The sequence below is a fragment of the Photobacterium marinum genome (genome assembly GCF_000331515.1).
In the GTDB taxonomy this organism is placed as follows: domain Bacteria; phylum Pseudomonadota; class Gammaproteobacteria; order Enterobacterales; family Vibrionaceae; genus Photobacterium; species Photobacterium marinum.
This window is the reverse complement of the sequence record NZ_AMZO01000006.1, coordinates 188,204-199,619: the sequence shown is the minus strand read 5'-3', so window position 1 is coordinate 199,619 and position 11,416 is coordinate 188,204. Positions and strand designations below refer to the sequence as shown.

Genomic DNA, 11,416 nt, shown 5'->3' with positions numbered 1-11,416 from the left:
CAACCACCAGAGCAAAACGGCTGACTTCTCAAAGCCGGTAATCATTCTCAACGCTTAGCTGCAAAATCCTGCCGTCTGGCTGATTTTAACTACAATTCAATCAGGTACTGGTCGCAATTTCTGTGCGCTCCGACAGCGCCATTCTCTGTTGCAGGATGCTTGCTATGACGGTCAACCCCCAAAGCCTGAAAACCGAAAAACCCGAACAGACAGCCGAATCACTATTAAAGATGATTGAAGAGCTGGTTACAGAACTGCGGCAGGGAGAACCGCCTCCAGCAACACTGAACCTCGACACCCGACTTGATCAGGACCTAGGGTTTGACAGCCTGGCCCGAGCCGAGCTTATTCAACGAACTGAGTCCCAATTTAGCATCACTCTTCCCGATCAAACTCTGGCAACAATAGAAACACCCCGAGATCTGCTGAGAGAAATATTGCAGGCGAGCAATCATCACTTCAGCACCCTATCGGAACAGACCATTCAGCAAATCAAGCTTGATGTGGTGCAGTCCGCACCGGAACATGTTGAGACCCTCCAGCAGGTACTCGACTGGCATGTCAGCACTCACCCCGACCGACCGCACCTCTATGTCTATCAGGATGCTGAACATGTTGAAGAAATCAGTTACCGGATGTTGAAAGAAAAAGCCCTGCAAATCGCCAGCGGACTGGTTGCGCAGGACATCGCCCCCGGTGAGTGTGTCGCAATTATGCTGCCCACCAGTAATGACTACTTTTACAGCTTTTTCGGCATTTTATATGCACGGGCGATACCTGTTCCTATCTATCCCCCGGCGCGGCCTTCTCAGATAGAAGATCATCTCAAACGTCACGCCAACATTCTTCATAACGCCCAGGCACGGCTGTTAATCACCGTCCCCGAAGCTAAGCCACTTTCCCAACTACTGCGGATGCTGGTTCCTTCGATCAAAACTGTTGTGACCCTTCCTGAACTGCTCCACTGTAAAGAAAAACCGGATGTCGGCGAAGCCGCAAAATCTGATATCGCATTTCTGCAATACACATCGGGAAGTACCGGCCAACCCAAAGGCGTTACCCTGACTCATGATAATCTGCTGCACAATATCCGGGCGATGGGTAAAGTCGTAGGAGCCAGTTCAGGTGATGTCTTTGTCAGCTGGCTACCGGTTTATCATGACATGGGGCTGATCGGAGCCTGGTTCGGCAGCCTGTATCATGCAATCCCGCTGGTGATCATGTCGCCGCTGGTCTTTTTGTCCAAGCCCCAGCGGTGGCTTTGGGCTATCCACCGTCACCGCGGCACCCTATCCCCGGCACCTAATTTCGCCTATGAGTTATGTATCAACAAAATTGACGACAGCGAACTTGAGGGACTGGACCTCAGCAGCTGGCGTCTGTCATGGAACGGCGCAGAGCCTGTCAGCCCGAGCACCATCAAACGTTTTACCGAGAAATTCGCCAAATACGGTTTCCGTCCCGAAACCATGTCTCCGGTCTACGGCTTGGCAGAATCATCCGTCGGGCTGACCTTTCCTAACGAAGTCAGGCTGCCGAGAATTGAAAAAATTCAGCGTGAACCTATGGTTCGTTTTGGCCGGGCAATTAAAGCCGCAGATAACGATACCGACCCTATGCAAGTGATAGGATTAGGCCAGCCACTACCGGCTCACCAGATCCGCATTGTTGATGAATTCGGACGGGAGCTGCCGGAACGAGAAGAAGGCACCCTACAATTTAAAGGCCCATCTGCCACCCAGGGCTATTACCATGATGAAGAGAAGACCCGCCAGCTCTATCACGGCGACTGGCTCGATACCGGTGACCGTGCCTTTACTATCGGCGGCGAGCTGTTTCTCACCGGGCGAACGAAAGACATCATCATCCGAGCCGGTCGCAATATCTATCCTCACGAACTGGAAGAAGCCGTCTGTAATATTAAAGGGATCCGCAAGGGTTGCGTCGCAGCCTTTGCCAGCCATGACCAGCATTCTGGAACAGAGCGATTAATTGTACTGGCCGAAAGCCGGCAGACCGATGAAATCAGCCAACAAGCATTTAAGCAGCAAATTAATAATCTCTCAGTCGATTTACTTGGCAGCCCTGCAGATGACATAGTTATCGCTCCGCCCCATACCATACCCAAAACATCAAGCGGCAAAATTCGTCGTGCGGCCTGCAAGGAGTTGTATGAACAAAACCAACTCGATATTCGCCAGCGCGCCGTATGGCAGCAAACACTGCGCCTGATCCAGGCTGGTATCCGTCCGCAATTAAAGCGCTATTCACGCATTTTGCTCGATTTCGGCTACGCCGCGTATATGTGGCTGGTCATGGCAATATTAGCGCCCGCGGTATGGGGGCTGGTTGCGATTACTCCCAACCGCAATTGGAGCTGGGCTATTACCCGCTTCGGGGCAAGGGCTCTGATAAAACTGACCGGAACCAAACTCACCGTGCAAGGAGAGGAAAACCTGCCAAAAGGAGAGCAACCCTTTATTATGGTAGCCAATCACTCCAGTTATCTTGACGGACTGGTCATGACTGCCGCGATTGACCTGAACTGTCGTTTTGTCGCCAAATCAGAGCTATTGAAAAACCCGTTTGCCCGGATATTTCTTTCTCGACTAGGGGCCGAGTTTGTAGAACGCTTCGATGTACAAAAAGGCATTATTGATGCTAAACGGATTGCTTATAGTGCCAAAGATAACCAACCGTTGTGCCTGTTCCCAGAGGGCACTTTATACCGAATGGCGGGTCTGCATCAGTTCCACATGGGCGCCTTTACGGCGGCCACTGATGCCAACCTGCCGGTGATCCCTGTTACCCTGTGCGGCACCCGCTCTAAGCTTCGCGATAAATCCCTGTTTCCAAGAAGAGGAGATGTCAGCGTAACCATCAGTGAGCCGATTTATCCAAGTGGTGAAGACTGGAGTGCGGCACTGGCATTGAGAGATAAAGCAAGAGGAGAGATCCTGCGCCACTGCGGTGAACCGGATCTGGCGCATACGCCTCCTATGCGCTAACTAGGCCCTAATGCGGCAACTGATCAAGTCGAACGATTGGAAAGACCTGGTTATGCCGCTCAAGGGTTCGGACAAATTCAAACTGCTGGCGCATTGCATGTCCTTCACGAAATTCGCTTAAGGCGTGTTCTGGTTGAGAAACGGAGGCACAACCACCTATCAGCCAAAGCAATCCAAATAAAACAAAAAATCTCGACATAACACCCACTTACCTCTCGCAACCCAAAGGTCACTATAAGCCGCTGTCAGACTGAGGAAGAACTATATATTCTTAGTTTAGATGGCCTGTTTCAGATGTGGAACTGATGTATCAGAAGAGGGGAATACCTTAAAAATGAAAAGGCAAGAAGCGTTTCCTTGCCTTCGAAGCAGTAACTAAGAGTAACTGAAATTTAAGAGCGGTTTGACGGGATAAACGCTTTTGTTGACGTTGAGTTACCTTCATTATCTGTAGCTTTAATTGTCACTGAACGTGCAGCCTCGCCGGTGCTATAGACAAATACTCGACCATTTTCAGCAGTTGTATAGCTTTGTCCATGCAGGGAAACCTGAACACCTTCCTGTGGCATACCCGCTTTTTCAACGATAACCCAAGCGCCGTTTTTCTGTGGTGTTACATCAAGCTTCAAATCTGCCATTGCAGTACCCGAAAAAGCAGCAACACCAAGCATAATTCCTAAAATTGACTTTTTCATAACTTCCTCACTATCAACTGTTGTTTTGTTTAATTACGCAGTGTGGCTGCGTCTTGATATAAAGATTAGTTGTGATACTGCTCACACTCGATAACGCATTTTGATTGGAGATGTTCGAAAAAACTGAGCAAGAAATAAACAACAAATCAGGTCAGAGGGGAGTGAAATACAATAATTTCGCGTCAGGGAAAATAAATTCAAGTTAAATAAAATGAGTTTTTTTCATTAAAATTCAACAAAAAGGAACGATGTACGAGCAATAAGGCCAAATAGATCACACTTTTGTGCAATCAGGCTATTTACAACAGTCTGTTTTCTGTTTAGTGTTTTTAGGTCTGGAACTCAGACCTGACAGTGATTTTCGAAGAACACTCCTCACTTCCGTCAAAGTAAGAAGACCTCCCAAAAAGATCATTCAGATGATTTCTTTCCACTGCCATCGCTAACGTTGCAGGCGATATTGCAGTGATGAGCTAATGAGTAGGGTGAACTCTTAGCTGTGAAGAAATAAAAGGTCAATGGGTTTCAAGAACATCAGCCACTGAAGAAAACGTGGCTGGATTGTATTTGTACTCAGATTGATAGCCACAAACATGAAGACTCGGTGCCATTGAGCATGCAGAGCATGATTTGGGCAGAAAGGAAAATATTATGACTTCACAAACCGGTATTATCCGTAGTTTTAACCCAAAAGAAAAAACAGGCCTGATCACTTGTGATCTAGGCGGTGACATTCGCTTTGAAGCAATCAGCATCCGTGGCAAACACGCACCGGAATCTGGCAGCCTGGTAGAGTTCACAATGGACGACTCCAAGAGCAAACTTCAGGCCGTCGATATCCGTTTTATCTGATTTCACACTCGCTATTACTTCTTAGTTAATTAATAATCACCACCATATGAAAACAACTGTTACGTGGTGGTAATAATGTACAACTGGGAAGGTGTCAGTGAATTTGTCGCTGTGGCTGAAGCCGAAAGCTTTACCGCAGCGGCAAAACGCCTTGGCATATCAACCGCACAGGTCAGCCGACAAATCAGCGCGCTGGAAGCCCGGCTTGCAGCCAAACTGTTTTATCGCACAACCCGCAAAGTTTCAGTCACGGAAGTTGGCCGTATTTACTACCAGCACTGCCGCCAGATACTGGACGGCCTGGAAGAAGCAGAACGAGCAATCACCAACCTGCAAACCACCCCTCGTGGTCTGTTAAAAATTACCGCTCCGGTTACCTATGGCGAAGGCACCATAGCCCCGTTAATCAACGATTTCATGCAAAAGTATCCTGAGCTGGAAGTTCAGCTCCTGCTATCAAACCAGAAAGTTGATCTGGTTGATGAAGGCTTTGATCTGGCAATTCGCCTCGGCAAACTGGATGATTCCAGCATGATGGCGAAAAAGCTCGGCTCTCGAACCCAGTATGTTTGTGCATCAGAAAAATACCTGGCGACTTATGGTATTCCCCATTCATTGTCTGAACTTGAACACCACAACTGCCTGCCCGGTACACTTGACTACTGGCGTTTTCTTGAAGACGGTAAACCACGCAATATCAGAGTCAAAGGCCGCCTGAGCTGTAACAGCGGCCATGCTCTTACCGATGCCGCACTCAAAGGACTCGGTATTGTCCAACTACCGGACTACTATGTTCAGGGCTATATCGATAATGGCCAGCTAATCCCGCTGCTTACTCAGTTTATGGAAAAAGATGATGGTATTTGGGCACTGTATCCGCACAACCGCCACCTTTCTCCCAAGGTCAGGATGTTAGTCGATTATCTTGCCGAAGCCCTTAGCAGCTAAAAACAATCATCATATAAGTATGTTTAATTACAAGCACAACTACCCGCCAGAACACTCATACTGATGATTTTGTAAGAAACAGTTAATAATCAAATAAATAAGAAGAAGCACTGTTGATGTGTATGACCTTAAACCATTACAATAATGTGAAACACCTTGCTTAACATGGCTAATTGACCAATAGGTATATGGCACATGGAATGTAACTGTACTCAGCTAGTGCGAATAAAGCGTAGCTTCTGGCAACGCTTGTTTTACAAATCAATCCATCGCTGCAAAGACTGCGGAAAACAATTTAAGCTATAGGTCAGGGTTTCATCCTATTCCCCCTTCACTGTCCTTTTGCTTTTGTGTTAGATGAATTGGTAATCTGAAGCCTCGTTAAACATAATTTGTTTGACGAGGCTTTTCTTATTCTGCATCAACAACTCTCGGGTTACGAACCTGCCCTCGTTGATCAACCTTTACCTTTCACATTTCCTGACACTAGGGTATTACCAGTTAATCTCCAATGCCGTTCGACAAGAAGTTGCAGTATAGTAACCTTCCATTATTGCCCTGATTATCAATCAGTTCCTTTTTCATGGAGAGCAACAAGATGCCAGCAGACCTCCACTCATCTTATGATGCCATCGTTGTCGGAAGCGGCCCGGGCGGAGCGACTATTGCCAGAGAGCTAACTCATCAGGGCCAGCAGGTATTAATTCTGGAGTGGGGAAACAATACTCCGCTTAAAGGATCCTTCTGGCAAATGGCACAAATGGCGGCAATTCCGGGAAAGAGTGCCTACGTGACTCGCGACTTGTCACTGCTTATTCGGGGAATAACCGCTGGCGGCAGCTCGGCTATCAACTATGCCGGAGCAATGACACCACCGATTGATATGTTCCGACAATACGGTGTCGACTTAACTGTTGAAGTTGATGAAATCGCAAAGGAGTTACCCATTAATCCACTTCCGGAGCACTTAATGGGGCCGGTAGCTAAAGCCATCAGCCATGGTGCTCGTGAGCTGGGCCTGAAATGGGACAAGCTGGATAAATTCATTGATATCAACAAATGCCAGCCACAATGTCACCTTTGTGCTTATGGCTGCCCGACAGATGCAAAGTGGACTGCCAGAGATTTCCTTGACGATGCAGTTTGCCATGGAGCCACACTACTTACCGGAGCTAAAGTGACCGAAGTACTTACGCACGGTCACAAAGCGGTCGGCGTTAAATTCCGTCATAAGGGCCGAATAAACTCCGTCTTTGCTGATAACATCATTTTGGCTGCGGGGGGAATTGGCTCTGCTCAAATTCTTCAACAAACCGGGATCAAAAAGGCCGGACAGCAGTTCTTCATCGACCCGGTAATTGCTGTCATGGGAAAAGTAAACGACCACTTCCCAGACGGTGAAATTCCGATGGCAGCCGGTCTTCACCTGCCGGATGATGGCATTTTGCTTTCTGATCTCAGCCTGCCAAAACCTTTTTTTCATCTGTTTACAGCTCAGGTCGGGAAGTTCGGAAATATGCTTTCTGCTAACAATACCCTGTCAATCATGGTTAAAGCAAAAGACGAACCCAATGGCGTCATCGGTGAGAAATGGATGAGCAAAAAACTGGGTGACAGCGATAAGCAGCGCTTGGCAACGGGCTCTGAAATTGCTGAGAACATTTTGCGCCAAGCCGGTTGCAGCCATATTTACCGCACCCATCATTTTGCAGCTCATCAGGGCGGTAGCGCTAAAATTGGCGACGTGGTCAACAGTAATCTACAAACGGAATTTCAGGGACTTTATGTTTGTGATGCATCTGTCATTCCTGAAGCATGGGGGCTTCCGCCGACCTACACTCTGCTTTGTCTGGCAAAACGACTAGGCAAGCATCTCGCATAAGCATTACCCTTCAGCTTTTTGTGTTGACCATGAATGTGAATTTTCCACATTCATGGTTTCACCTCCCCATCCACTTTTCCTCATAACACTTTCCATCATATTCAATTACCTCTCAGATCTCACTCAACTTACAGGAAAAGCACAAATTTTGTGCCAGACTTTGTGATGGTTACAAACAAGACTCCCCACAAAACCAATCGGGGTAATGCGGTTGGTAACAACAGCGATAAGGAGAGCATTAGCATGGAGAGCAACACTCCCCTGCTGAACATACGCAACATCCAATCAAGTGATTATCCTGAGCTAGCTACTCTCATGGATTTGGTGTTTCATGATGTGGGCGGGGCATGGCCACGGATGACAATCATGGATCTCATTCACCAGTTTCCGGACGGCCAGATCTGTATTGAAGACAGCGGGAAAATTATCGGTGCCGCACTCACCATCAAAGTTGACTACAACCGTTTTTCACTCAGTCACACATACACTGACATCATCACAGAACAAAATGTGATTCAGCACCAGGCCAGCGGAGATGCTTTGTACGGCCTTGATGTCTTTGTGCATCCTGATTATCGGGGGCTACGGCTTGGACGACGCTTGTATGAAGCGCGTAAAGAGCTTTGTCGTAACAACAACCTTAAAGCGATCTTAGCTGGTGGCCGTATTCCCGGTTATCACAACGTCGCTGATGATATGTCTGTCCCTGAATATGTCGAAAAAGTGAAGCGCAAAGAGCTTCATGATCCCATTTTGTCGTTCCAATTATCCAACGACTTCGACGTAAAGCGCCTGATGAAACATTATTTACCCGAGGATACAAAATCCAGCGGCTATGGCACCCTACTGGAATGGGACAATATCTTTTATGAAGAAGAAATGCCCTCGGTTATCAATACAGAAAAGAACCTGGTGCGACTCGGTTTGGTGCAATGGCAGATGCGGGCAATGGTGTCTGTTGAAGATCTAATGAATCAGGCTGAGTTTTTTGTCTCTTCGCTCTCCAATTATCACGCCGACTTTGCCCTCTTTCCCGAATTTTTCAATGCACCACTAATGGGATTACAGAACGAAAAAACATCCGTCGAAGCCATCCGCTTTTTAAGCGAATTTACCGAAGACATAAAGCAACGCTTTTCCCAAATGGCGGTCACCTACAACATAAATATCATCGCAGGGAGCATGCCGGTTCTCAAAGATGATCGACTCTATAATATCTCCTATCTCCTCCATCGTGACGGTTGTATTGATGAGCAGTACAAAATCCACATTACCCCACATGAAGAACGGGACTGGGTCATTGACGGTGGAGAAAAAGTGAAAGTCTTCGATACCGATTGCGGCCGCGTCGGAATACTCATTTGTTATGATGCAGAATTTCCCGAGCTTGGGCGTATGCTGGCAGAAGAGGGCGTGCAGATCATCTTTGTTCCATTCTGGACCGACACCAAAAACGGCTATTTACGAGTCAGGTTATGCGCTCAGGCAAGGGCGATAGAAAATGAATGTTACGTGGCTCTCGGTGGCAGTGTCGGCAACCTACCCCGGGTTGATAACGTCGATATTCAGTTCGCCCAATCAGCGGTATTTTCACCCTCCGATGTCTACTTCCCTCATGATGCCACCATTACCGAAGCCAGCCCGAATACCGAGATGATCATATTTGCCGATGTCGAACTCGACAAACTGAAATACCTCAATACCGAAGGTTCAGTCACCAACCTTCGCCACCGCCGTTTAGATCTCTATGGCGGCTTTACCAGACCCAAAAACTCAACCTAAAGTTAAATATCAGCCTTGCTGGTTGCACCACAATGTAAATCCACCAGCAAGGCAACGAATATTAAGTAGATACCGGCCATAGAAATCTGGCCAATACGGGTATAGAAACTGACATCAATCGCTTTATCGCTTCCGGAGATCACAGCACCAAAAACGACCAGCATCGCAGAAAAAATACCGGCATAAATCGGTGCTTTGCCCGGTTCAGTGCAAATTTTCTGCCCGAACAACAGGCTGAACAACGCCATCATGGCAAGCAGAAAAGGAAACCAGGGTACGGTCACCAGCAACTCATAGGCAATAACAGCCAAAATCCCGCCAACCAAATTGGTTAGTAGCAAAAACAGACTAAGCTTAATACTCTTCGGACAGCTTAACTGTAATGACAAAATCCCGATAAACGCCATCGTCAGCAGCGCACCATTAATCTGGAAGTAGTAGAAATAAGCAATGACAGGAAAACTGATAGCCAGTGCCTTCAGCGCATTACGGACACGTTCTGCCTCATAGGTTCTTTCTGTATCACCACTTGCAGCCCCCTGTTCGGGGTTTACAGCTGACCACATCGCCAGACTATCAAGATCCGGTAACAAGCTATGCATCAGCCAGAAAATCAGTACAGCACCGCATCCGGAAATCATCAGTCCCTTACCAAGCATCAGAGCTGCTGCTGGGTGAATAACCCCCATATACGGTACTAACAACACTGTGATCATAAGAATAGTGGAAAAGAAATTCCATTTCGGATTCTGAAACAGGTAATAGGCCCAGAACATCAGCAAACCGACCAACAGCAACAGAATCAACGGATACTGAGTCACGCCATTACTAACCGCCATTGCGATCAGCACGGTTACCACCATAGCCAGAAATAGCTCATCAAAGGTTTCTTTGGTCGGTTCCGGTCTGTCGGCGAAAAACTTAGCCACAAACACCGGCATCACATAAGCAAAAGTCCAGTTAATGCCATATGCCAGCAACATCGCCAGAACCACACCCAACGCATACCTCAAGATCCGGCGGGTCAACAATACCTGTTGAGCCTCTGGCAAGATATTAACGGACATAAGACATCCAGCTGATCAGACGAATCCAAAGCTTGCCAAACAGGTTCATTACCGACGCCTCATCGGTGTAAACCATCACGTCTGCCTGACCACCGACTCGTAACAGGCCGTGGGGGACATCCCCTTCAAAACGAACCATTACAGGAAATCGCTGGGTCTGGCGTAACCAGCCAGTCTGGTTCGCAACTGTCGCTAATTGCCCGGATTGCTGCGCCTGTCCCCAGTTCACGCCATAATCAATACTGGCTATACGCCCGTGGAAAATATCACCTGGCGCATTATCCAGAGCAATCTCAACCAGATCACCGGACTTCATATTGCCCAGGCTGTTCTCACGATAATAAGCTTCGATCCAACTGTCTTCACCGGATACAAACGTCATCAGTGGCTGTCCCTTACTGGCATAAAAGCCTTCATCAAGGCGAAAGTTAGACACCCCGCCCATCGCCGGAGCACGAATAACAGTTCGCTCCAAATCCAATTGTGCTTTTTGCAGTGCCAGCAACGCCGCCTGCATTTCGGTATTCTCCTCACCAAGCTTACCAAGCTGCTTTTTCGCCTGAGCCAAACCAGCCCTGGCGCTGTCTACCTGAGCCCGGGCGTGAGCTATGGCTGCTCGGGTTTTATCCGCTTCTGCCTGAGTCACAATGCCTTTATCAGCCATCGTCAGCACACGCCCGGCCTGTCGCCGGACGTTTTCCTGATTTATCAACGCATCAGATAATCTGGCCTGAGCCGCTTCTACCGAAGCCGTCTGAACACCAATCTGTTTACCTGCCAGCTCCAAGCCCTGTTCAGCCTTTTTTACCGCAATCTGATAATCCGTCGGTTCAATCCGGAATAAAGCATCTCCAGCCTGCACTAACTCATTAGGTGTGACATTCACTTTATTGATCACACCTGATACTTGCGGAGCCAGCGGTATAACATTTCCTCTCACCCTTGCCATATCAGTAGTCGGGATCACCCTGTCGGCAACAAGATAAAAAAGAAACAAGCCGACACACACAGCCAGCACCACTAGAGTAATGGCTCGGGGAGTCAGATGCTTATTTGATAGCTTGCCTGAAGCACTTTCAGGCTTTTTCGTTTTCTCATCAAAAGCGACAGGTTCATCGCAAGCCACTGAACGGGCTTCAACCGGGGTAAACTCAGGATCTTTTTGGCTCATAACGACCTCAT

At 47.8% G+C, this 11,416-nt stretch carries 9 protein-coding genes; 5 read left to right on the top strand and 4 right to left on the bottom strand.

Going from position 1 to position 11,416, the window contains the following annotated elements; all coding sequences use genetic code 11:
- Positions 1-164: 164 nt before the first annotated feature.
- The gene (locus C942_RS05465) at positions 165-3,008 is read left to right on the top strand and encodes an AMP-binding protein (RefSeq protein WP_007463385.1); all 2,844 of its coding nucleotides are present in this window, start codon (positions 165-167) and stop codon (positions 3,006-3,008) included.
- A 7-nt stretch (positions 3,009-3,015) separates the two neighbouring features.
- Here C942_RS05465 and C942_RS24995 read toward each other — a convergent pair whose 3' ends face one another.
- Both C942_RS24995 and C942_RS05460 read right to left on the bottom strand, forming a co-directional pair.
- Positions 3,016-3,207 carry a hypothetical protein gene (locus C942_RS24995; protein ID WP_007463384.1) on the bottom strand — a complete coding sequence of 64 codons (192 nt, stop codon included), beginning with the start codon at positions 3,205-3,207 and terminating at the stop codon, positions 3,016-3,018.
- A 193-nt stretch (positions 3,208-3,400) separates the two neighbouring features.
- Positions 3,401-3,703, bottom strand: a complete 303-nt coding sequence (locus C942_RS05460; RefSeq protein ID WP_007463382.1) for a hypothetical protein — start codon at positions 3,701-3,703, stop codon at positions 3,401-3,403.
- 651 nt (positions 3,704-4,354) lie between these two features.
- Between C942_RS05460 and C942_RS05455 the strand changes: the two genes are divergently transcribed.
- The 4 genes from C942_RS05455 (at position 4,355) to C942_RS05440 (ending at position 9,167) form a co-directional block, all read left to right on the top strand.
- Positions 4,355-4,555 carry a cold-shock protein gene (locus C942_RS05455; protein ID WP_007463380.1) on the top strand — a complete coding sequence of 67 codons (201 nt, stop codon included), beginning with the start codon at positions 4,355-4,357 and terminating at the stop codon, positions 4,553-4,555.
- Between the two features lie 75 nt (positions 4,556-4,630).
- The gene (locus tag C942_RS05450; RefSeq protein WP_007463377.1) at positions 4,631-5,503 is read left to right on the top strand and encodes a LysR substrate-binding domain-containing protein; all 873 of its coding nucleotides are present in this window, start codon (positions 4,631-4,633) and stop codon (positions 5,501-5,503) included.
- Between the two features lie 598 nt (positions 5,504-6,101).
- Complete coding sequence (locus C942_RS05445; protein WP_007463376.1) at positions 6,102-7,385, top strand: FAD-dependent oxidoreductase; 1,284 nt, start codon at positions 6,102-6,104, stop codon at positions 7,383-7,385.
- A gap of 243 nt (positions 7,386-7,628) precedes the next feature.
- Positions 7,629-9,167: a bifunctional GNAT family N-acetyltransferase/carbon-nitrogen hydrolase family protein gene (locus C942_RS05440; RefSeq protein WP_007463372.1), complete on the top strand. Its 1,539-nt coding sequence runs from the start codon at positions 7,629-7,631 to the stop codon at positions 9,165-9,167.
- A gap of 2 nt (positions 9,168-9,169) precedes the next feature.
- Here the strand turns inward: C942_RS05440 and C942_RS05435 are convergent, their stop codons facing one another.
- Positions 9,170-10,234: a DUF2955 domain-containing protein gene (locus C942_RS05435; RefSeq protein ID WP_036798856.1), complete on the bottom strand. Its 1,065-nt coding sequence runs from the start codon at positions 10,232-10,234 to the stop codon at positions 9,170-9,172.
- Complete coding sequence (locus C942_RS05430) at positions 10,224-11,405, bottom strand: HlyD family secretion protein (protein ID WP_007463368.1); 1,182 nt, start codon at positions 11,403-11,405, stop codon at positions 10,224-10,226. The genes C942_RS05435 and C942_RS05430 overlap by 11 nt, the downstream gene beginning before the upstream one ends.
- Between the last annotated feature and the right edge of the window lie 11 nt (positions 11,406-11,416).

What these genes read in the sequence shown, in the direction of transcription:
- C942_RS05465 (WP_007463385.1), top strand. Translation starts at nt 165, where the DNA reads ATGACGGTCAACCCCCAAAGCCTGAAAACCGAAAAACCCGAACAGACA.
- C942_RS24995 (WP_007463384.1), bottom strand. Translation starts at nt 3,207, where the DNA reads ATGTCGAGATTTTTTGTTTTATTTGGATTGCTTTGGCTGATAGGTGGT.
- C942_RS05460 (WP_007463382.1), bottom strand. Translation starts at nt 3,703, where the DNA reads ATGAAAAAGTCAATTTTAGGAATTATGCTTGGTGTTGCTGCTTTTTCG.
- C942_RS05455 (WP_007463380.1), top strand. Translation starts at nt 4,355, where the DNA reads ATGACTTCACAAACCGGTATTATCCGTAGTTTTAACCCAAAAGAAAAA.
- C942_RS05450 (WP_007463377.1), top strand. Translation starts at nt 4,631, where the DNA reads ATGTACAACTGGGAAGGTGTCAGTGAATTTGTCGCTGTGGCTGAAGCC.
- C942_RS05445 (WP_007463376.1), top strand. Translation starts at nt 6,102, where the DNA reads ATGCCAGCAGACCTCCACTCATCTTATGATGCCATCGTTGTCGGAAGC.
- C942_RS05440 (WP_007463372.1), top strand. Translation starts at nt 7,629, where the DNA reads ATGGAGAGCAACACTCCCCTGCTGAACATACGCAACATCCAATCAAGT.
- C942_RS05435 (WP_036798856.1), bottom strand. Translation starts at nt 10,234, where the DNA reads ATGTCCGTTAATATCTTGCCAGAGGCTCAACAGGTATTGTTGACCCGC.
- C942_RS05430 (WP_007463368.1), bottom strand. Translation starts at nt 11,405, where the DNA reads ATGAGCCAAAAAGATCCTGAGTTTACCCCGGTTGAAGCCCGTTCAGTG.